Origin of the sequence: Rhodococcus sp. NPDC056743, assembly GCF_042790355.1 — a bacterium.
In the GTDB taxonomy this organism is placed as follows: domain Bacteria; phylum Actinomycetota; class Actinomycetes; order Mycobacteriales; family Mycobacteriaceae; genus Rhodococcus_F.
The window spans coordinates 167,525-187,502 of the sequence record NZ_JBHTZI010000004.1 but is presented as its reverse complement, the minus strand read 5'-3'; the positions used below and the strand labels follow the sequence as shown (position 1 = coordinate 187,502).

The 19,978-nt window shown below is 61.9% G+C and carries 20 protein-coding genes; 8 read left to right on the top strand and 12 right to left on the bottom strand.

Features of this window, described 5'->3' with window-relative positions; all coding sequences use genetic code 11:
* Positions 1 to 64: 64 nt before the first annotated feature.
* A complete protein-coding gene (locus ACFRFQ_RS10905; protein WP_378656739.1) occupies positions 65 to 748 on the top strand; it encodes an LpqN/LpqT family lipoprotein in 684 nt (227 codons plus the stop codon).
* A 62-nt stretch (positions 749 to 810) separates the two neighbouring features.
* On the opposite strand, the gene rlmB is transcribed toward ACFRFQ_RS10905, so the two are convergent.
* Genes rlmB through ACFRFQ_RS10880 form a run of 5 tightly spaced genes read right to left on the bottom strand, consistent with a single transcriptional unit; the run spans position 811 to position 4,868 of the window.
* The gene (gene rlmB / locus ACFRFQ_RS10900; protein WP_138871745.1) at positions 811 to 1,788 is read right to left on the bottom strand and encodes a 23S rRNA (guanosine(2251)-2'-O)-methyltransferase RlmB; all 978 of its coding nucleotides are present in this window, start codon (positions 1,786 to 1,788) and stop codon (positions 811 to 813) included.
* 2 nt (positions 1,789 to 1,790) lie between these two features.
* On the bottom strand, positions 1,791 to 3,185 hold the full coding sequence (gene cysS, locus ACFRFQ_RS10895; protein WP_378656736.1) for a cysteine--tRNA ligase: 1,395 nt from the start codon (positions 3,183 to 3,185) through the stop codon (positions 1,791 to 1,793).
* An 11-nt stretch (positions 3,186 to 3,196) separates the two neighbouring features.
* Positions 3,197 to 3,673 carry a 2-C-methyl-D-erythritol 2,4-cyclodiphosphate synthase gene (gene ispF / locus ACFRFQ_RS10890; protein ID WP_378657413.1) on the bottom strand — a complete coding sequence of 159 codons (477 nt, stop codon included), beginning with the start codon at positions 3,671 to 3,673 and terminating at the stop codon, positions 3,197 to 3,199.
* Positions 3,674 to 3,686: 13 nt separating this feature from the next.
* Positions 3,687 to 4,355, bottom strand: coding sequence for a 2-C-methyl-D-erythritol 4-phosphate cytidylyltransferase (ispD, locus tag ACFRFQ_RS10885; protein ID WP_378656735.1), 669 nt, complete (start codon positions 4,353 to 4,355; stop codon positions 3,687 to 3,689).
* A 24-nt stretch (positions 4,356 to 4,379) separates the two neighbouring features.
* Positions 4,380 to 4,868 (bottom strand): CarD family transcriptional regulator, encoded by a 489-nt coding sequence (locus tag ACFRFQ_RS10880; protein ID WP_033232561.1) that lies wholly within the window; start codon positions 4,866 to 4,868, stop codon positions 4,380 to 4,382.
* Between the two features lie 264 nt (positions 4,869 to 5,132).
* Here ACFRFQ_RS10880 and ACFRFQ_RS10875 point away from each other — a divergent pair, with 264 nt between their 5' ends.
* Positions 5,133 to 5,765 carry a hypothetical protein gene (locus ACFRFQ_RS10875; RefSeq protein WP_378656733.1) on the top strand — a complete coding sequence of 211 codons (633 nt, stop codon included), beginning with the start codon at positions 5,133 to 5,135 and terminating at the stop codon, positions 5,763 to 5,765.
* Positions 5,766 to 5,862: 97 nt separating this feature from the next.
* Positions 5,863 to 7,296, top strand: coding sequence for a DNA repair protein RadA (gene radA, locus ACFRFQ_RS10870; RefSeq protein WP_378656731.1), 1,434 nt, complete (start codon positions 5,863 to 5,865; stop codon positions 7,294 to 7,296).
* Between the two features lie 23 nt (positions 7,297 to 7,319).
* Here the strand turns inward: radA and ACFRFQ_RS10865 are convergent, their stop codons facing one another.
* The gene (locus tag ACFRFQ_RS10865; RefSeq protein WP_378656728.1) at positions 7,320 to 7,880 is read right to left on the bottom strand and encodes a PaaI family thioesterase; all 561 of its coding nucleotides are present in this window, start codon (positions 7,878 to 7,880) and stop codon (positions 7,320 to 7,322) included.
* A gap of 97 nt (positions 7,881 to 7,977) precedes the next feature.
* Between ACFRFQ_RS10865 and disA the strand changes: the two genes are divergently transcribed.
* Complete coding sequence (gene disA, locus ACFRFQ_RS10860; protein WP_138873580.1) at positions 7,978 to 9,063, top strand: DNA integrity scanning diadenylate cyclase DisA; 1,086 nt, start codon at positions 7,978 to 7,980, stop codon at positions 9,061 to 9,063.
* A gap of 24 nt (positions 9,064 to 9,087) precedes the next feature.
* On the opposite strand, the gene ACFRFQ_RS10855 is transcribed toward disA, so the two are convergent.
* Together ACFRFQ_RS10855 and ACFRFQ_RS10850 are read right to left on the bottom strand one after the other, a co-directional pair.
* Positions 9,088 to 9,834 (bottom strand): DUF4232 domain-containing protein, encoded by a 747-nt coding sequence (locus ACFRFQ_RS10855; protein ID WP_378656725.1) that lies wholly within the window; start codon positions 9,832 to 9,834, stop codon positions 9,088 to 9,090.
* Positions 9,835 to 9,927: 93 nt separating this feature from the next.
* Positions 9,928 to 10,545, bottom strand: a complete 618-nt coding sequence (locus ACFRFQ_RS10850) for a carbonic anhydrase (RefSeq protein WP_138871738.1) — start codon at positions 10,543 to 10,545, stop codon at positions 9,928 to 9,930.
* 170 nt (positions 10,546 to 10,715) lie between these two features.
* Between ACFRFQ_RS10850 and ACFRFQ_RS10845 the strand changes: the two genes are divergently transcribed.
* Positions 10,716 to 11,363, top strand: a complete 648-nt coding sequence (locus ACFRFQ_RS10845; RefSeq protein ID WP_378656722.1) for a TetR/AcrR family transcriptional regulator — start codon at positions 10,716 to 10,718, stop codon at positions 11,361 to 11,363.
* Between the two features lie 23 nt (positions 11,364 to 11,386).
* Here ACFRFQ_RS10845 and ACFRFQ_RS10840 read toward each other — a convergent pair whose 3' ends face one another.
* From ACFRFQ_RS10840 to ACFRFQ_RS10825, 4 genes are all read right to left on the bottom strand, one after another.
* Positions 11,387 to 12,925 carry a long-chain-fatty-acid--CoA ligase gene (locus tag ACFRFQ_RS10840; RefSeq protein WP_378656719.1) on the bottom strand — a complete coding sequence of 513 codons (1,539 nt, stop codon included), beginning with the start codon at positions 12,923 to 12,925 and terminating at the stop codon, positions 11,387 to 11,389.
* A 19-nt stretch (positions 12,926 to 12,944) separates the two neighbouring features.
* Positions 12,945 to 13,847, bottom strand: coding sequence for an oxygenase MpaB family protein (locus tag ACFRFQ_RS10835; RefSeq protein WP_378656716.1), 903 nt, complete (start codon positions 13,845 to 13,847; stop codon positions 12,945 to 12,947).
* A gap of 110 nt (positions 13,848 to 13,957) precedes the next feature.
* The gene (locus tag ACFRFQ_RS10830; protein WP_378656714.1) at positions 13,958 to 14,737 is read right to left on the bottom strand and encodes an SDR family NAD(P)-dependent oxidoreductase; all 780 of its coding nucleotides are present in this window, start codon (positions 14,735 to 14,737) and stop codon (positions 13,958 to 13,960) included.
* Positions 14,737 to 16,449, bottom strand: coding sequence for a thiamine pyrophosphate-binding protein (locus ACFRFQ_RS10825; RefSeq protein WP_378656711.1), 1,713 nt, complete (start codon positions 16,447 to 16,449; stop codon positions 14,737 to 14,739). The genes ACFRFQ_RS10830 and ACFRFQ_RS10825 overlap by 1 nt, the downstream gene beginning before the upstream one ends.
* A gap of 102 nt (positions 16,450 to 16,551) precedes the next feature.
* Here ACFRFQ_RS10825 and ACFRFQ_RS10820 point away from each other — a divergent pair, with 102 nt between their 5' ends.
* The 3 genes from ACFRFQ_RS10820 to ACFRFQ_RS10810 all read left to right on the top strand — a co-directional run bounded on the left by ACFRFQ_RS10820 (position 16,552) and on the right by ACFRFQ_RS10810 (position 19,977).
* Positions 16,552 to 17,487 carry an IclR family transcriptional regulator gene (locus ACFRFQ_RS10820; protein WP_378656708.1) on the top strand — a complete coding sequence of 312 codons (936 nt, stop codon included), beginning with the start codon at positions 16,552 to 16,554 and terminating at the stop codon, positions 17,485 to 17,487.
* Positions 17,488 to 17,553: 66 nt separating this feature from the next.
* Positions 17,554 to 18,960, top strand: coding sequence for a 4-hydroxyphenylacetate 3-hydroxylase N-terminal domain-containing protein (locus ACFRFQ_RS10815; RefSeq protein WP_378656705.1), 1,407 nt, complete (start codon positions 17,554 to 17,556; stop codon positions 18,958 to 18,960).
* A 33-nt stretch (positions 18,961 to 18,993) separates the two neighbouring features.
* Positions 18,994 to 19,977, top strand: coding sequence for a nitronate monooxygenase family protein (locus ACFRFQ_RS10810; protein WP_138871730.1), 984 nt, complete (start codon positions 18,994 to 18,996; stop codon positions 19,975 to 19,977).
* Position 19,978 lies beyond the last annotated feature (1 nt).

Genomic DNA, 19,978 nt, shown 5'->3' with positions numbered 1-19,978 from the left:
TAGTCTCAGCCACTGCTGGCGTCGGCGCACGGCCGTCGTGAAGAAGCCGAAGGAACTGACAACTATGAGTATGAAGAGCAGCACAATCGCTCTGGGCGCAGTCAGTATGATCACCGCAGCACTTGTTCTTTCGGGATGCAGCAGCTCCGACGACGGCGCGGCGACCTCTGAAACAAGCTCAGAAACAAGCTCAGTAACAAGCTCAGTAACCAGTTCGGCCGCTGCGGCAACAACGTCGGATGAGAGCATCAGCTTCAGCGGCGAGCGCGTCACCCTCAACTCCGGCACCGACGCCGACGCACCGGTCATCAGCGTCAGCCTGCCGGACGGATGGTCGCAGACCCAGGAAGGCACGACCGGAAGCGTCACGGACATCCTGTGGAGCAACCAGACCGATACCAACAGGTTCATGCCGAACACGACGTTGACCGTGGAAAGTCAGGGAACTGTAAGCCCCGATGCGGTTCTTGCCGGCGCTCAGACCTCGCTCGGCATGCTCGCCGGATGGACCGAGGCGAACAAGGTCGACCTCGACATCGACGGGCAGAAGGCCATTCGAATCGCCGGAACATGGACGCCGCCGAACGTGGGCGCTCCCCTGTATGCGGTCATGACCGTCATCGCCTATCAGGCTGACGAATCATCCCCTGTGTACCTCGTGAGCTTCGCGAATCAGTTCACCGACACCGAAGACATGGCGCTCTCCGACCAGGTCGAGGAAATCAACACCTCGATCGAATTCGGCTAAAGACCCCGTGCGCGTTTTCCGGTTGTTACCACTGCCGGAAAACGCGCACCGGGCTGAATGCTCTAGCTGTTCCGGCGACGACGAGCGATGTCGGCCAACACAACTCCGGCAGCAACCGAAGCGTTGAGCGACTCGACCGGTCCAGCCATGGGGATGGACAGAATCGCGTCGCAGTTCTCGCGGACGAGACGTGAGAGTCCCTTGCCCTCGGAACCGACAACGATCACCACGGGACCACTGCCGTCGAAATCGTCGAGCGTGGTGTCGCCGCCGGCGTCGAGGCCCACAACCTGAACACCCTTGGACGCCCAGTCCTTGAGCGTGCGAGTGAGGTTGGTGGCGCGAGCAATCGGCAGACGAGCAGCAGCACCGGCGCTGGTACGCCAAGCGACGGCACTGACACTGGCACTACGACGCTCCGGAATCACGACGCCGTGGCCACCGAAAGCCGCGACCGAACGCACGACGGCGCCGAGGTTGCGCGGGTCGGTGATGTTGTCCAGCGCGACGAGCAGCGGCGGCTCTGCGTGCTTACGTGCCTCGGACAGGAGATCGTCCGGGTGCGCGTAACGGTACGGCGGAACCTGCAGAGCGATGCCCTGGTGAAGACCGTTGGCGCTGAGTCGATCCAGATCCGAGCGCGGTACCTCGAGGATGGAGATACCGGCGTCGGCAGCCCGCTGAACGGATTCCTTCAACCGGTCGTCGCTCTCGGTACCGACAGCCACCCACAGCGCCGTCGCCGGAACACCCGCGCGCAGGCACTCCACAACCGGGTTGCGACCGAGCACGGTCTCGGGACCGTCGAGAACCTTGCGGCCGGGACCCGGACGGCCACCGCGGCCCTGGTTCTGCTTCTCGTCCGCCCGGGCTGCGCGCGCTGCACGCTTCGCCGCGGGATGCTTGGTACGTGCCTCGGCGGGAGGCGTAGCACCGCGGCCGGCGAGACCACGCTTGTGCTGGCCACCGGAACCGGCAACCTGGCCCTTCTTGGTGCCGCCCTTACGGACTGCGCCGCGCCTGCTCGAGTTTCCAGCCATTGTTACTGCCCTGCCTTCAGGGACCATTCGGGTCCGTCGGGAGTATCGGTTACTTCGATACCCGCCTTGATGAGGCGATCACGGACTTCGTCCGCCACCGCCCAGTTCTTTTCCGTCCGTGCCTGCTGCCGCCGATCGAGATCGGCGCGCACCAACACGTCCAAAGCTTCCATTGCCGCCTCGGTGTCGCCACCGGACTGCGACCAATGCGCGTCGAGGGGGTCGACGCCCAGAATGGCGAGCATCGCCCGCACCTGACCTGCCGCCACGCGCGCCGCGCTCAGGTCTCCCGCTGCGAGCGCGGTATTGCCCGCACTTGCCTTGCCGTGAATCTCGGCCAACGCGATCGGGACCGACAAGTCGTTGTCGAGCGCTTCCGCGAAACCCTCTGTCCACGTCCCGAGTTCGACGCCTCCTGCGCGTTTGTGCGTGCGCAGGACAAACGTCTCGAGCCCTTGATACGACTTGGCACTCTCTTCGAGGGCTTCGTCCGAGTACTCGAGATTGGAACGGTAGTGAGCACTACCGAGGTAGTACCTAAGTTCTTGCGGGCGAACCTTTTTCAACACATTCGGCACCGACAGCACATTGCCGAGCGACTTGGACATTTTCTCGCCACTCATCGTGACCCAGCCGTTGTGCAACCAGTACTGAGCAAAATCGTCTCCGACGCACTTTGCCTGAGCAATCTCGTTCTCGTGATGCGGAAAGACCAAATCCCTTCCACCGCAATGAATATCGAAGGCAGCACCGAGATAGAACTCCGCCATGGCCGAGCACTCGAGATGCCAACCGGGGCGGCCGGGCCCCCACGGGGTCGGCCACGAAGGCTCGCCGGGCTTGGCCCTCTTCCACAGCGTGAAGTCACGCGGGTCACGCTTGCCCTCGGCCGCACTCTCACCCTGATGGACGTCGTCGAGCTTGTGTCCGGAGAGTGCGCCGTATTCGGGGTAGCTCTGTACGTCGAAGTAGACGTCACCGCCTGCGGCGTACGCATGACCGTTCGAGATGAGACGTTCCATCATCGTAACCATCTGCGTGACGTGACCGGTGGCCCGCGGTTCGATCGACGGCGGCAATACACCCAACTGGTCGTACGCCCACGTGAAGGAACGCTCGAACGTCGTGGCCCACTCCCACCACGGACGGCCGGCGTCGGCGGCCTTGTTCAAGATCTTGTCGTCGATATCCGTCACGTTGCGCACGAATGCAACGTCGTTGTCGTGCGCCAGCAACCAGCGGCGCAGCACGTCGAAAGCGACGCCGCTCCGCACGTGGCCGATGTGGGGATCGCCCTGGACTGTCGCCCCACACAGGTACACCGATGCATGTCCGGGGACCAACGGAACAAAATCCCGCAGGGCCCGCGTACCGGTGTCGTATAGGCGCAGGGTCACGACCAGCGATCTTACCTGTCGTTGCCGGTTGCTATGACCAACGCGGTGGCCATAGCGGCGATCCCCTCGCCTCGCCCGGTCAAACCGAGTCCGTCGGTGGTGGTGGCGGAGACCGAAACCGGGGCACCCAGAACATCGGAGAGGACGCGTTGCGCCTCATCGCGACGCGGGCCGATCTTGGGGCGATTCCCGATGACCTGGACTGCGGCATTACCCACCGTGAACTGGTTTTCCTCGAGCAACCGCCGAACCTCGGCGAGCATCCGGACACCACTGACTCCGTCCCATTCCGGCCTACCGGTACCGAAGACGGAGCCGAGGTCGCCCAATCCCGCTGCGGAGAGAAGAGCGTCACACAACGCATGAACGGCAACATCGCCGTCGGAATGCCCGGAGCAACCATCGGCTTCCTCGAACAACAAACCGGCCATCCAACACGGGCGGCCTACCTCGATGGGATGAACATCCGTCCCCAACCCGACTCGCATCCAGTTTCCGTCCTTACGAATCCGCATCCAGAAGTGCTCGGGCAAGTACCAGGTCGAGTGGTGTCGTGATCTTGAAGGCACGAACTTCACCGGCGATTGTCTGTACGGAAACACCGAGTCGCTCGACCAACGACGCGTCGTCCGTAGCCGCAAGATCGCCCGCGTCATGGGCGTCACGCAAAACCTGCGCGGAAAAGCCTTGCGGAGTCTGCACCGCACGAAGTTCGCTGCGCAGCGGAGTACCGGTGACCATACCGAGAACATCGACGGACTTGATGGTGTCCGTGACCGGCAGCACGGGAATGACCGCAGCGCTACCCGCCTTCAGTTCAGCCACCACCCGCGCAATCATCGCCGGTGGCGTCAAAGCCCGCGCAGCATCGTGCACAAGCACGAACTCCGCGTCTCCGGCAGCCTCGAGTCCGGCTCGCACGGAGTCTGTGCGCTCCGCTCCGCCTGCAACGACATCGATGTCATCGCTACGCCCCAGATCAGCCAAGACCGATGCAACGAGTTCAGGCGGCACAATCACAACAACGCGGTCGACCGCTCCGGATTTCCGGAGCCCGTCAACCGCGCGTGCAAGCATGGTGCGCCCACCGAGTTCGACGAATGCCTTGGGTATCTGCTCACCCAAGCGCACTCCCCGACCTGCGGCAGGAACCAGTGCTACTACCGACACTGTCAGCTTTGTTGTGGTGTTGATTCAGGACGCGGTCGCGAGGACCTCGTCGAGAATGATCTCAGCCTTTTCGTTGTCAGTGCCCTCGGCGAGCGCGAGCTCTCCGACGAGAATCTGACGAGCCTTGGCAAGCATGCGCTTCTCACCAGCAGAAAGTCCACGATCCTGCTCACGACGCCACAAGTCACGAACAACCTCGGCGACCTTGTTCACGTCACCTGAAGCCAGCTTCTCGAGATTTGCCTTGTATCGACGAGACCAGTTGGTGGGCTCTTCGGTGTGCGGTGCACGCAGAACCTGGAAAACCTTGTCGAGGCCTTCCTGGCCGACGACGTCGCGAACTCCGACGTATTCTGCGTTGTCTGCGGGTACTCGCACTGTCAGATCGCCTTGAGCAACCTTCAGAACGAGATATTCCCTCTGCTCACCCTTGATGGTGCGGGTTTCGATAGCTTCGATCAGCGCCGCACCGTGATGGGGGTATACGACGGTGTCTCCGACCTTGAAAATCATGTGTCCCGTGCCCCTTTCGATTCCACTAGTTTAACACGTCGAAGAACCAGCCATGCATCAACGGCGCAGGTCAGGGGCATCCTTGCTCGAGCGTAGGGGTTGACAGTGCCTGTTGGACGTGCATTCAGCCAGCGTCGACGGCCTGTTCACGGCAGCACGAAAGCCCACGCGGACAACCGTTGTGGCGACCCAGCGACCGGCCCGCGAGAGCTGACTACTACTCTGCCTAGTGGAGTGCGAACCTGACGCCCTGGAGGACAAACCGTGACTGCTATCCGCAAGCCGACTCGCCGAGTCGCTACCGCCATTGCACTGGCTGCAGGCGCAGCCATCGCGCTGTCCGCATGTGGCTCGGGACAGGTGAGCCAGACTGCCGTCCAGCAGGCCGCCGTGAACGGCAACAGCGCCAGCGTTGGTGACATCGCCCTACGCAACGTGCACATCATGTACCCCTCGTCCGAGGAGTACAGCATCGAACCCGGCGGAAATGCCGTGCTCGCCTTCACGATCGTGAACGAAAGCGCGGAGACCACCGACAAGCTGGTCAGCATCACCACCGACTACGCTGCAAGCGTTGTCGCTGGTGAAGAGGTTGCCGGACTGGTAATCAAGCCGCAGACATCCCTGCAGGCCGGAGAGCTTCCCGCGGGCGAGTCCGCTGAGGCCGAAGCCGAAAAGCAGATCGAGAACAAGGACCAGAACACTGACGCTCCCGCAGCGCTCATGCTCGTTGTCCTCCAAGACATCAAGGCCGGCGTTCGCCCGGGCCTGACCATCCCGATGACCTTCACCTTCGAGAAGGCCGGCCCGGTCACGGTTCAGGTTCCCGTCGATGCGGGCCCGCAACTCGAACGTGACGTGTCCGAGAAGTCGCCGGTCGAGGGTTCAGGACACTGAGCTTGTAAACCCAAGGCGGACACTACTTTTCGCCCAGGTCACGAATTGCCACACTAGAGGCGGGGTCCATGTCGGACCCCGCCTCTAGTCTGTTCCGGTGGCCAAAGCGAAATCGAACTATCGGTGCTCCGAATGCAAATCCGTCGTGCCCAAATGGGTCGGCCGCTGCCCCGAGTGCGACACGTGGGGCTCCATGTCCGAAGTGTCCGTCGTCGCTCCGGTCGCCAGTCGCGCGGGAGCATCGCTCGCGAAGGCCGGTTCGGCCGCTGTCCTGCCCACCACACCCGCCACCCCGCTCACCCAGATCGACAGCCAGAGCACCAAGGCCAAGCCCACCGGGATCGGTGAACTCGACCGCGTTCTCGGCGGAGGGGTCGTTCCCGGTTCGGTCGTCCTCCTCGCCGGAGAACCTGGCGTCGGCAAATCCACGCTGCTACTCGAGGTCGTCTACCGATGGGCGATGCGAAGCCCGGAGGATCGTGCGCTCTACGTCACCGGCGAGGAGTCGGCCGGCCAGGTCAGGCTCCGGGCCGATCGCACCAATTCCGTCCACGAACGGATGTATCTGGCTGCGGAAAACGATCTCGCGACCATCCTCGGCCACGTCGAGCAGGTCAAACCCACCCTGGTGATCGTCGACTCGGTGCAAACCATGCTCGCGGCCGACGTCGACGGCGTTGTCGGTGGTGTCACACAGGTCAAAGCAGTCACCAGCGCGCTCACGTCGTTGGCGAAGTCCAGCGGAATTCCGGTACTCCTGATCGGTCACGTCACCAAGGACGGAGCCGTAGCCGGCCCACGGTCGCTCGAGCATCTCGTCGACGTGGTCCTGCACTTCGAGGGAGACAAACACTCCACGCTTCGCATGGTCCGCGGAGTGAAGAACCGATTCGGAGCAGCCGACGAGGTGGGTTGTTTCGAACTCACCGAACAAGGCATCAACGAGATCAGCGATCCGTCCGGATTGTTCCTCCACCATCGGGAAGAGATGGTGGAGGGCACTGCTGTCACCGTGATGATGGACGGCAAACGCCCTCTGCTCGGCGAAGTACAGGCATTGGTTGCCCCTACGCCACTCCCCACTCCCCGTCGAGCTGTGAGCGGCCTGGACACTGCGCGTGTCGCCATGGTTCTGGCGGTACTCGAGCGACGGGCCGGAGTGTCGATCGCCAAAGCCGACGTTTACGCGGCGACCGTGGGCGGCATGCGCATGACGGAACCAGGTGCCGATTTGGCCCTCGCCATTGCGGTCACCTCCGCGGTGAAGGGAAAGCCGGTCCCCAAGGGAATGGTGATCCTCGGCGAGGTCGGACTCGCCGGAGAGGTTCGCCGAGTTGCCGGCGTCAACCGACGTCTGATCGAAGCTGCAAGGTTGGGATTCACGAGCGCGATAGTGCCGGTCGACTCCGGGCCGAACATTCCCGGCATGCGAGTCAACGAAGTGACGACCATAGCCGAGGCCTTGACCTACGCCGGCTTGCTCGGCGGCAAGCAGGGCGCGCCGCGCCCCAAGCTCACCCCCGTCAAATGACGGAGGTGATCCGGGCTGGGCAATCAGACAGACGAGGTTCCGAACGGCGAGGTCGGAACGCCGTCCACAAATTGCTGGGTCTGTGCAAAATGCTCGGCCGTGATGGTCAGGAACAGTCCTCGCGACGTTCCGACAATGACGTCCGGATCAGCGGCCGGACCTTCGACGATGACAGCTTCGGCGCTGGTGTAGACCTTGCGCCGGACAGTTCCCTCGACGCGAGCCCGAAACTCGAGAACCGAGCCGAGCGGGATCGGACGCGCAAAGTCGATCTCGAGGTGACCGGTCACCACCGGAGTGCCGAGGACCATGCATGCCACGCCCTGCACCTCGTCGAAAGCAGTGGAAAGAATTCCGCCGTGAATGACCCCGGGTCCACCCTGGTACTTCTTTGCGACTTCGAGTCGTCCGGTCACCTCGAGGCCCTCACCGGCCTTGAAACTCATCGCCATCCCGGCCGGCTGATCGTCGCCACACCCGAAGCACTTCGACCAGTGCTGAGGCAACGTCTCACCTGCCGCCGGGAAGAATTCAACGGGCGTGGGCACGGTCAGGTCGTCAGGCAAAGTCCAGGTACTACTCACGGATAGGTAATCTAATCGAAGGATCTGCCAGTACCAGCTATCGGACCCGGACTTAGTGACATCGACCTCAGCAGGGAGTTTCTCAATGATCAGTGCGATGGCGGATCCCCAGTCGTCGCCGGCGTTGAGAGAAACCATCGCCAGATTGGCCCCCGGAACCGCGCTGCGCGACGGCCTCGAACGCATTCTTCGAGGTCGCACCGGCGCCCTGATCGTCCTCGGTTACGACGACGAGATCGAGGCGCTGTGCGACGGTGGTTTCAACCTCGACGTGGCGTTCGCGCCCACGCGCCTTCGGGAACTTTCGAAAATGGACGGTGCCGTGGTGCTGTCCACCGATGGCTCGCACATCGTCCGCGCAAACGTTCAACTCGTTCCGGACCACAAGATCCCGACCGTCGAATCCGGCACTCGGCACCGCGCAGCGGAACGCACGGCAATCCAGACCGGATACCCGGTGGTGTCGGTAAGTCAGTCGATGTCGATCGTCAGCGTCTACGTCGGCGGCATCAGACATGTCATCGAAGGTTCCGCCACGATCCTGTCCCGAGCAAATCAGGCCGTTGCGACACTCGAGCGATACAAGGCACGTCTCGACGAGGTCACCAGGTCACTGTCCGTCGTCGAGATCGAGGACTTCGTGACTCTGCGCGACGCTTTGACGGTGGTGCAGCGACTCGAGATGGTTAGACGCGTATCGCTCGAGATCGAACAGGACGTCCTGGAGCTCGGCACAGACGGTCGACAACTCGCACTTCAGCTCGAAGAGCTGGTCGGCGACAACGACATTGCGCGTCAGCTCATCGTCCGCGACTACCTGGCCGGACCCGAGCCGGTCGGAACCGCCGCGATGGACAATGTGCTCGCTGCCTTGGACCGTGTCACCGATGCCGATCTTCTCGACCTGACGACCCTCGCTCGAGTCCTCGGATACCCGGGCACAATCGAGGCTCTCGACACCCCGATGACTCCCCGCGGATACCGGGTGCTCATGCGAGTACCACGGCTTCAGTTCCATCAGATCCACCGACTGGTCGGATCATTCGGCACCTTGCAAGCTCTGCTCGCGGCAACGGCAGCCGACCTTCAGTCCGTCGAAGGTATCGGTGGACTGTGGGCTCGTCACATCCGGGAAGGTTTGTCCCGGCTGGCAGAGTCATCGATCACCGGTTCATACAACTGAGCTCGGCGGTTACGCGATATTCGGTTACGCGATATTGAACGGCTCCGCGCCGCTACGCAGGGCACCGAGCTGACCGACGACGGTGTACGCGCCGGGGCCAACGGGATTGCGCTGCGGGTTCTGCGAGGTGGCGCAGTCCGGAGTCGAGGTCGTAGCGGACCAGGCCACCTTGAAGGCAGCCTGCTCACCGGGTTCGAGGTTGCGCACATCCGGGGCCGGCTGCGGGTAGCAGTCCACGTTGGACCACAACCGGTTCTTGCCGTCGATGCTGTAGACGAGCACCTGCTGAAGTCCACCAGCCAGGTCGCGATCACACGCGGCGGAACCGATGTTCGTGATGACAATTGTGAAGGTCGGTTCCTCGCCACCGGCAAACGTGGGCTTGTCTGCGGTCGCCTTGACTGCGAGGGACGAATCGGCGCACTGCCCTGCCGGTACCGGAGCAGCGCTGGTTGCCGACGTTGTCGAACTCGCTGCGGCGGACGTCGCAGAACCGTTCGAAGCAGAACCATTCGAACCGGAATCGCCACTACCGCCACCACCGTTGCCGTCGGAGTTGTTGCTTCCTGACGGGTTCGGTGTGAACGACACCTCCGAGGTGAGCGAGGACGTGGCGGCCGCGGCGTCCGCTTCGGCCGGATCGTCTCCTCCGCCGACCAGCGCGGAAATCGCCCAGATCAGCAACACCAGGGCGATAACGGCAGCACCGATGGCCAGAGCCCGGCGACGCCAGTAGATCTGAGGGGGCAGTGGTCCATTCGGTTCCAACACGGTCTCAACGGTAGTTGGCGAAAGGCTCACAAACGGTCAGCTGAGACGGCGTGTCGGCACCGTGTGACGAAGGACTGAAGGGATTATCCCGGCCTACTCGCCGATTTCGCCTACTACGCCCTGCAGGCGCATGTGTCCGTCAGACAACGTGTAGGTGACACCTGCAATCGCGCACTCACCCTTGCCCACCTTGTCGGCAATAATTCGGGACCGCTGCATGATGAGCGAGCCCGTCTCGACAACGTGGCGCCCCTCGAGTTCGTCGACGGTCGTCAGACCTTCGTTGCGTCCCATGAGAATGGACGGCGCAACACGCTCGATCACACTGCGAATGAAGCCGTCCGGCACTGCGCCCTTGTCGAGAGCGTCGAGCGTGGCCTTGACCGCGCCACACCCGTCGTGCCCGAGCACAACGATGAGCGGGACGTTGAGAACATGCACCGCGTACTCGATGGAACCGAGAACGGAATCGTCGAGCACGTGACCTGCCGTGCGAACGACGAACATGTCACCCAGCCCCTGATCGAAGATGATCTCGGCAGCAACGCGTGAATCACCACAACCGAACAGCACGGCGGTGGGGTGCTGTGCGTCGACCAGTTTCGCGCGATCCGCGATTCCCTGGCTGGGGTGGATGGACGCGCCGCCCACAAATCGCTCATTGCCTTCGCGAAGGGCCTTCCAAGCGGATATCGGATTCGAATTCGGCATGTCAATATTGTGCACCCGTCCCGATTCTTCGACACATCGGGAAGGGGCACGTCACGGAAACCGACCGCCTTGTCCGAAGTTCCACCTGAGGCACAAGCGTGAAGCTGTGACGGCCTGCTGCAGCGTAGGATCTTCCCAGGCCTTATCGAACGATAGCTAATGGAGTAGTCATGGTCACGAAGAATTCGGCGAAAACCGCCACCACCGAGGCCAGTTGGCGACGGATCGAACCACTCGAACTGAGTCCCATCCTCCAAGCTGCACTCGAGGGATTCTACGACAACGGCTTCCACGGCACCTCGGTGCGAGACATCGCGCGTCGTGTTGGGGTCACGATCCCTGCGCTGTACTACCACCATCAGAGCAAGGAAGGGATTCTCCTTGCGCTCCTGGAGATCTCGACCAGCGACGTACTCGCCCGTGCACACACCGCATCCGCCGACGGCGGTGACGACCCATGCAAACAGCTCACGAACGTCGTCGAAGCGATCGTGTTGCGCATGACAACCCGATCCCGCCTGGCAGCCCTCGAAGGTGAGGTGCGGTACCTCAGCCCCGAGAACCGCCAGCGATACCGCGTTGTCCGCAAGGGCATCGAGGAACTCGCCCTCGGCATCGTCACAGAGGGCGTCGAACGAGGATTGTTCTCGGTCGCCGACACAGCCGAGACCACCCGCGCACTACTCGCGATGTGTCAGTCCATTCCGCGGTGGTACCACGCGGAAGGTAAACTCAGCCCGGAGGAAGTCGCCGGGAAATATGCAGAGATTGCCCTGAATACAGTGGGATACAAGCCTCCCCGCAAACGAACTCGCTAGTTCTCACCGCTCGGCATACTGGATCACTGCCCGGCATACTGGGCTCGAAGCTCGCGCTTGAGTATTTTCCCGGTTGCGCCGAGTGGAAGTTCCGCAACGACGTCGATCGATTTCGGGCACTTGTATCCGGCGAGACGCACACGCGCGAATGCGAGGATCGAGGTGGCATCGAGTTCATGATCCGCAGCGGCGACTACAACTGCTTTGACTGCCTCACCCCAGACCGGATCCTCTACTCCGACAACAGCAACCTGTGAAACGCCCGGGTATTCGGCAATCACCGATTCGACCTCGACGGGGTACACGTTCTCACCACCGGTGATGATCATGTCCTTGATCCGATCGGTGATGTAGACGTAGCCCTCGTCGTCGATCCGTCCGACATCTCCGGTGTGGAACCAACCGTCCGCGTCGATCGCGGCCGCCGTTTCCGTCGGCTGTTTGTAGTAGCCCTGCGTGACCTGATCGGACCTGACGCAGATCTCGCCGGGCTCTCCCGGTGCCGATTCGGATGCGCCCGGGCCCACAACCTTCAACTCCACCCAGGGGTAAGGCTTGCCGACCGATCGCAACAGCGAGACTTTCTCTCCGTCAACCGAATGATCGTTTGCATCGAGTTGTGTTACAGCTCCATGTGTTTCGGTCAGTCCGTACACCTGGAAGAGCGGGGTGTCGAACGTGTCGAGAGCTCTCTTCAGTACCGCCGGTGTTATCGGCGAGGAGCCGTACGCAATGGAGCGCAGCGCTGCAAAATCTCGATCTTGTGCACCCGGAACTTCGATCATCACCCCGATGACAGAGGGCACCAGAAATATATTCGTGATGCTCATTCTTTCCAATACATCCAGCAAACCGGAAGGGGTGAATTCCGCCAGAATCACATTGTGCGCACCGTTTGCGAGACCGACGAGGACCCAGCCCAATCCACCGATATGGAACAACGGCATCGCGCACAAACTGACCGAGGATTCGTCGAACCCCCAAGGCCCGCCCGTTTGCGTACACCCGCCGAGATTCCTGTTGGACGTCAGAACGCCTTTGGGTTTCGCCGTGGTGCCGGATGTATAAAGTTGCAGAACAACGTCATCCAGGCCTCCGCGCCACCCGGGATCAACCGAACGTGCGCCGGCCAATCGAGCTTCGTAATCCGTCTCCCTGGAACCGTCGATCCGCACGACGCGTAGAGCCGACACACCGGATGCTTGCACCGCCGACAACACACCGTCGAATTCACTGTGAAGGAACAACACCCGGGCTTCCGCATCGGAGAGCACCCCGGCAATCTCGACACCGGACAAGCGCCAATTGAGCGGGATGGCCACTGCCCCGATCTTCGCCGCTGCCAGCACTATCTCTATTACCTGTGTTGAGCTTCTGTCCACCACTGCCACCCTGGTGCCGGCTACGCAACCGAGGTCGAGGAGAACATTCGCGAGTCGGTTGGTCCGGCGGTCCAATTCGGCAAATGTCATCGACCCGTCTCGACCGGTCAGCGCAAGTGCGTCGGGCCGAGCAACAGCGTGACGACGACTCTCGTCGGCGAGTCGGTAATTTGTACTCATCGTGTCGTGATGTTCTTTCTCAATTCGAGGGAGCAACGTCGGGTACCGCAGGCTGATGCGCAACCGGGCAACCTCTGGGAAAAGTTCCCAGAGCATCAACCCGATATCCGTTGGGGTAACTGCGAATATTCGGCAGATCGCGCGCAAATTTCGGCACAGCACGAGGGGGCAGGAATCGAACGAACTTGCCACGCAGCACAAGTGCAGTCTGCGACAGTGCGCGCTCGATCCGGGACGGCTGCGGGTAGCCGAACGCCGCGAGTAGCGGGGCATCCATCAACCCCCAGGAGAAACGCCGAACAACCACAGCAGGGGCAAGGTTGTTCGGCGGGAACGTGCACAGTAGCGCCAGCGTGGAGTCCGCAACTGCCCGTCCACCGTCGTCGAACGCGAACTGCTCACGCTCGTAGTCGTCCATCAACTCGGCAAAGCTCTCGTACGCCTCGGGGATACCTTTGATCCCCATGAGCTTTCCCATATGTCGGTAATAGTTGGTAGCGCCTGATATTTCGTTGCGCGTGAGCTTCCGCCAGCCGTAACTGTCGATCCATCGAACCGGAGTAACGACAAACGTCGCAAGCACGTACAGCATGTCCGCGTTGGAGATTGTGTACGAGCCGTGCATCTGATTCATACGGCGGATGCCGTCCCGGCCTGCCTGACTGGACATTCCATGCTCCAGCACCGCGTCCAGAATGAGCCCGGTGTCGTCGTAACGCTTCTGCACCCGTTCAGTGAATTCACCGGTGTCGTAGAGCAATCGACCGATTGTGGGCACCGCGTAGGTGCGAAACAACGCAAAGCTCAACGCCTGATTGATATCCCACGGAAACTCCTGGGTCGCGAGTACCCGATAGATTTCCTCGTACTGAGATTCGGGATCCAGACCGTCCGTGCGATCTCTCAGATCGAACCGCTTCATTGGCTTCTCCGTGCTCCACACTCGGCAATCCACTGTGACTGACGCCACCAACTTAACGAACGATAACTACCTTGTCTAGGGCGACCCGAACCAGGTTCTTCAGACGCCTGCTACGGCAGGGCCCCGATATGTCTCATGACATCGGGATACCGGCGCAGGTGCGCGCCTCCATTGACGTCGAGAACCTCCCCCGTTGTCCACGACGACGCGTCGGAGCCAAGGTAAAGCACAGCTTCTGCAATATCGCGTGGTAGTCCGTTACGCCGCAGCGGGGTGTTTTCCGTGAAGTCCGCCGCGATGGCCGGAACACTGGTCAGACCTTCCACCAGCGGAGTCTCCACGAGCCCGGGAGAGACCGCATTTACCCTGATCCCGCGCTCACCGAGTTCGAGCGCAGCGACTTCGGTGAGCATGGCGAGACCTGCCTTCGCGGAGCAGTATCCCGCAAATCCCGCAGCGGCCTGGCGGGCGTTCAGCGACGTGATCGAGACGATCGCGGCGCCGGCGTCCATGACACGGGCGGCGTGCTTGATCACGAAGAACGCACCGGTCAGACAGATATCCACTGTGCGCCTCCACGTCTCGGCGTCCAATTCGGTAATGAATCCAGGCAGATTGACACCGGCACAGTTCACTGCGATATCTACCCGGCCCCATCGCGCCCGAGTCTCCTCGAACATCGCGCGAACCGATTCCTCGTCGACGACGTCGACCCGGACCGCTTCGGCTCCCCCGCCGAGTTCCGCGGCCCGAGACCGTCCGCTGTCGACGTCGATGTCGCCGATCACGACGGTTGCACCTTCAGCTGTCAGCAATTGCGCTGTTGCCCAACCGATACCGGATGCTCCGCCGATAACGACGGCCACTTTTCCCGCAACACGTGTCGACATCAGCGAGGAATGTTCTCGTAGTAAGGGACCACGATTTCGTCCGTGCTCGTGACGTCGCCGAGCATCATCGTCGTAATGGGGTGAACGACGTGTGGGTCCACCTCGACGTTGATACAGGCGGGGACCCCGGCAGCGAACGCACGCTTCATCGCATCGCCGATGGATGCAAGGTCCTTCACTCGCTCGCCGTATCCACCGAAGGCCTCGGCAACCTTCTCGTATGCGCTGTCCGCGAGCTCCGAGACGACAATTCCTTCGTCCCCGTACACCGCTTCCTGGCCGTGGATCGACATCCCCCACACCGCATTGTTGAATACCACTGTCACAACCGGGATTCCGTGACGGGCCATCGTGTCGAATTCCTGGATGTGGAATCCAGCGGCACCGTCGCCGGTGATGAGCACGACCGGTGATTCCGGCCGTGCACGATGTGCACCGATCGCGAAACCCGGCCCGACACCCAGGCATCCGAGATACCCGAGCCGCAAGACACCACCAACCTGGTCCGTTGTCGTGAAGAACTCACCCCACGACGGCGCCTCGGCACCGTCCATGACAAACGTCGTGTCAGGAGGGCACGCTTCGACGATCGCGCGCGCCGCGAAGTACGGATGCGCCTTTCCGGTCCGCGTCTCCTCGTCCGTAAATCCATGACGGTGCGCGTGCTTCGCGCTGGTCGCTGCCTCGACCCAGGTACTCCAGTCTGGCCATTGACGTTGATCAGCAGCAGTTTTCAAAGCAATGAGCGCTTCTCTACAGTCTGCGAGTATCGGAACGTCCACATCCTGCATACGTCCGATTTCGGACGCGTCGACGTCGATCTGTATCAACCGCGCGCCGGGGTACAAGCTTGTGCGCCCACCGGTGAACATTCCGGCGCGAGCCCCGACTACGAGCACCACGTCGGGGGTCGGTTGTCCGATCGCGGGCAACGACCCGATCGCCAACAATCCACCGCCGGCGAGACGATGACTTGCCGGCATCGCTCCATCGGACTTCCCGGGGTAAAACACGGGCACATCCACTGTCTCCGCGAACGCCACCAAGGCTTCACTCGCGCGAGAGAACGTGACACCACCGCCGATCACAATCACAGGATTGTTCGCGGCGCCGAGCAGATCGAGTGCGGCTTCCACGGCCGAGGCAGTAGGACCTGGCCGCGTGTCCACGGTGTAGTTCACCGGAAATCTCACAGCGTCTTCGTCCGCTTCTCCGAACATCACGTCGATCGGCACTTCGAGCAGCACCGGACCCGGAATTCCCGTCGTAGCCTTACGAATAGCCAGAGCAACGATTTCCGGCACGCGTGCCGGGTCGGTTATGCGGTAGGCCCACTTGGTCACCGGCGTGGCTGCGGCTATCTGATCGAACCCACCCTGCAGTGGATTCGTCTCGGTCTCGCGCATCGGCGGAGCCCCGACGACAAAGATGGTGGGGGTGCGATCGAGGAGCGCATTTGTCAGCGCGGTGTAGACATTGGTGAAACCCGGACCGGACGTAACGACGCACACGCCGTACGTCCCGGTCACCCGCGCATAAGCGTCGGCGGCATGTCCGGCAGTGGCTTCGTGACGGGTGTCGGTAAGCCGAATTCCGTTTCGTCGACAGGCAACGAGGAATGCATCCAGATGCCCTCCATGCAGGGTGAATACCTCGGTCGTACCGGCTTCGGCGAGGGCTCTTGCCAGCAGTTCGCCACCATTGACAGTCATGTGTTGTCCTTCCAGAACTCACGATGCTTGATTAACGATCGCTAAGTGATTTCAGAGTAGCGTGGGTCACAATGCGACGCCAGAGTGGCATTATGCAAACACATGGCACGAAACTCACCGCAGACCGATCGCATTGTCATGCTCGCCGAACTATTGGCATCCGACCCCGAAACGGGGCGCAGCCTTGCCGACATTGCGCGGCACCTGGGAGTTGCAAAGGCAACCTGCTACCCCATGGTCGTCGCACTGACAGAGTCCGGTTGGCTCGTACGTCATCCCGTTCGGAAGACATACCAACTCGGACCGGCTCTCGTCCCCATCGGCCAGGCCGCCTCTCGCGCAACCGATGTCGTCGACCTCGCCCGTACTGTCATGCACGAACTAGCCGACACGTCACAACTGGCATGCCTGGGATTCATCCGGTCAGGTGCCGATCTGGTTGTCGCAGAGGTTGTTCAACCGATCTCCAAACGCAGCGGAACGCTCGGACTACGCATCGGCGACAAGGTATTGATGGCACCACCACTGGGCGCCGGACTGGCAGCGTGGTACGGGCGGGATCAACTCGACGAATGGTTCCTACTTGGCACAGAAGTCCTGAGCGCGGAAACCGAACTGCTGAAGACGGAGTACGAACCGATCCTCGACACTATCCGGGAGCGCGGATTCGCCGTGGAATGCCTGTGGCAACAAGACCGTTCGATCTCCGATGCCGTCGCACAGCTACGTGGACCAGGAGTCGGCGGACAGAAGGCCGCAATTGCACTGCGAGAAGCACGGCGACTACTCTCCGCGGACGTTGCCGTAGGAACAATCGACCCGACCGCTCACTACCAACTGCTGTCCGTGAACGCGACCGCGTTCGATCAAGACACGTCACCTGCACTCATTCTCTGCCTGGTCGATCCACCGTCGCCGTTAACCGGAGAACGCATTGCCGAACTCGGCACACTCGTGCGTACAGCCGCCCAACAGGTCACGACACTGATGCATGGCCGTTCGCCCCACCCATTGACATCCGAAGACCGGTCAACATAGCTTATATAGCGATCGCTAAGCTATGTTCAGTGCAATAACCGCGACCGAAGAGCAAGGAAGTATCTCGTGGGCATACGAACCAGTGACCAGTACCGAAAGGGCCTCAACGACGACCGTCGGGTCTTCTACCGAGGCAAGAAAATATCCGACGTCTACGCGGAGCCTGAACTGACTCTGGCAGTGGACCACTCGGCACTGTGTTACGACATCGTCGACGACCGACCCGACCTCGCGATCACCGAGGTCGACGGCAAACCGGTCAGCGCGTTCTACGTCGCACCGAACTCCGCCGAGGATCTCGTGCGCCGCGGCGCACTCATCGAAGAAGTATCACGACGCGGCGGCGGAACCATCGTCCTCAAAGAGGTCGGCAGCGACGCATTGTTCGCACTGCTCCGCGCCACCACCGGCGAAGGACTCGACAACGCCCGCGCCTTCTACCAGCGAGTATGCGCGGGCGACCTCTCCTTGGCCGTCGCCCAGACCGACGTCAAAGGCGACCGCTCCCTGAGCCCGCGTCAGCAAGCCGACCCGGACCTCTACCTGCACATCGTCGACGAAGACGCCGACTCCATCACCGTGCGCGGCGCCAAATGCCACACCTCGTTCTCCGCGAACGCCGACGAACTCATCGTGCTGCCTACCCGCGCCATGGGACCCGACGACGCCGACTACGCCGTCTCCTTCGCAATCCCCATCGACACACCGGGCCTCGAGCTCTACGTCTCCCCCTACGCAGCCGGGGAACGCAACTCGTTCGAATTCCCGATCTCCACAAAACACAAGCTGCTCGAATCGCTCACCGTCTTCAACGACGTTCGCGTACCGAAGAACCGGGTCTTCCTCAACCGCCAACCAGAACTGGCCGGTCCCCTGGCATTGGCCTTCGTCGACTACCACCGCTTCACCGCCATCAACTACAAACTGCCCCTGCTCGACATCATGGTCGGCGCGGCATCTCTGATCGCCGAAGCGAACGGCATCAGCAAAGCCGGACACGTCAAGGGCAAGATCACCGAACTGATCACCTGGAGCGAAACGGTCCGGGGCCTGGCGCAACTGGCCGCCGTTCGGTCAAAGCCCGGTGCACACGGTGTTCAGCAGCCCGATCCGCTCGCCGTCAACATGGCGAAATATCACTTCGCCCACGGATTCCACAACGCCGTCGCGATACTGACCGACCTCTCCGGCGGCCTGCTCGCCACCGGTCCCGGCGGCGAGGACTGGGACAACCCCGACATTCGTGCCGTACTCGAAAAGTATTACGCTGCAGCAGTTCCTGCCGAAAAACGCCTGAGGTTGCTCAACTTCATCGCCGACCTCACCGCCCGCGACTACGGCGGGTACCAATCCGTACTCGCAACCCACGCGGAAGGCTCACTCGAAGCCGAGAAACTGCAGATCTCACGCTCCTTCGATCCGACGAAGGCACGAGACTACGTCAGCGACCTCGCCGGCATCTCCCACCTCTGACCCCTTCCCCGAGAGAACAGCAAGGAAACTTTCATGATCTCAACAGCATTCACGGAAACGTTCGGTGTTCGTCATCCCATCGTCCAGGGTGGCATGCAGTGGGTAGGACGAGCGGAACTCGTTGCTGCCGTTGCCAATGCCGGCGCACTCGGCTTCATCACCGCATTGACGCAACCGACACCCGCGGATCTGGCCAACGAAATCGCCCGCTGCCGCGACCTCACCGATCAGCCGTTCGGTGTCAACCTCACGATCCTGCCGTCCATCACACCGCCGCCGTACGACGAGTACCGCCAGGTGATCGTCGACTCGGGAATCAAGATCGTCGAGACCGCCGGATCCAACCCCGGACCGCACCTGCCGATGTTCCACGACGCCGGAATCAAGGTGTTGCACAAGTGCACCACCGTCCGTCACGCGGTCAAGGCTCAGGATCTCGGCGTCGACGGCATCAGCATCGACGGCTTCGAATGCGCCGGCCACCCCGGCGAGGACGATGTCGCCGGACTGGTCCTGATTCCCGCAGCGGCAGAGAAGATTTCCATTCCCATGATCGCGTCCGGCGGATTCGCCGACGCCCGCGGACTCGTCGCCGCTCTGGCTCTCGGCGCCGACGGCATCAACATGGGTACACGCTTCATGTGCACCGCGGAATCGCCGATTCACCAGAACATCAAGGAAGCCATCGTCGCCGCCGACGAAACCCAGACCGAACTCATCTTCCGGCCACTGCGCAACACCGCTCGCGTCGCAAGCAACACGGTCAGCCGTGAGGTTGTCGACATCCTCTCACGCGGCGGACAATTCGAGGACGTCCGCGAACTCGTTGCCGGCGCTCGCGGACGCACCGTCTACGAAAAGGGCGATCCCGATGCCGGTATCTGGACCGTCGGAACCTCGCAGGGACTGATCCACGACATCCCCACCGTCGACGAACTGGTGCAGCGCATGGTGTCCGAAGCCGAAGACATCATCGGAGCGCGACTGCGCTCGATGACCGAACGCGTTTCCGTCTAGG

What these genes read in the sequence shown, in the direction of transcription:
- ACFRFQ_RS10830 (WP_378656714.1), bottom strand. Translation starts at nt 14,737, where the DNA reads ATGTCGACACGTGTTGCGGGAAAAGTGGCCGTCGTTATCGGCGGAGCA.
- ACFRFQ_RS10835 (WP_378656716.1), bottom strand. Translation starts at nt 13,847, where the DNA reads ATGAAGCGGTTCGATCTGAGAGATCGCACGGACGGTCTGGATCCCGAA.
- ACFRFQ_RS10825 (WP_378656711.1), bottom strand. Translation starts at nt 16,449, where the DNA reads ATGACTGTCAATGGTGGCGAACTGCTGGCAAGAGCCCTCGCCGAAGCC.
- ACFRFQ_RS10840 (WP_378656719.1), bottom strand. Translation starts at nt 12,925, where the DNA reads ATGAGTACAAATTACCGACTCGCCGACGAGAGTCGTCGTCACGCTGTT.
- ispF (WP_378657413.1), bottom strand. Translation starts at nt 3,673, where the DNA reads ATGCGAGTCGGGTTGGGGACGGATGTTCATCCCATCGAGGTAGGCCGC.
- ACFRFQ_RS10905 (WP_378656739.1), top strand. Translation starts at nt 65, where the DNA reads ATGAGTATGAAGAGCAGCACAATCGCTCTGGGCGCAGTCAGTATGATC.
- disA (WP_138873580.1), top strand. Translation starts at nt 7,978, where the DNA reads ATGGCGGATCCCCAGTCGTCGCCGGCGTTGAGAGAAACCATCGCCAGA.
- ACFRFQ_RS10880 (WP_033232561.1), bottom strand. Translation starts at nt 4,868, where the DNA reads ATGATTTTCAAGGTCGGAGACACCGTCGTATACCCCCATCACGGTGCG.
- ACFRFQ_RS10820 (WP_378656708.1), top strand. Translation starts at nt 16,552, where the DNA reads ATGGCACGAAACTCACCGCAGACCGATCGCATTGTCATGCTCGCCGAA.
- ACFRFQ_RS10845 (WP_378656722.1), top strand. Translation starts at nt 10,716, where the DNA reads ATGGTCACGAAGAATTCGGCGAAAACCGCCACCACCGAGGCCAGTTGG.
- ACFRFQ_RS10810 (WP_138871730.1), top strand. Translation starts at nt 18,994, where the DNA reads ATGATCTCAACAGCATTCACGGAAACGTTCGGTGTTCGTCATCCCATC.
- rlmB (WP_138871745.1), bottom strand. Translation starts at nt 1,788, where the DNA reads ATGGCTGGAAACTCGAGCAGGCGCGGCGCAGTCCGTAAGGGCGGCACC.
- ACFRFQ_RS10850 (WP_138871738.1), bottom strand. Translation starts at nt 10,545, where the DNA reads ATGCCGAATTCGAATCCGATATCCGCTTGGAAGGCCCTTCGCGAAGGC.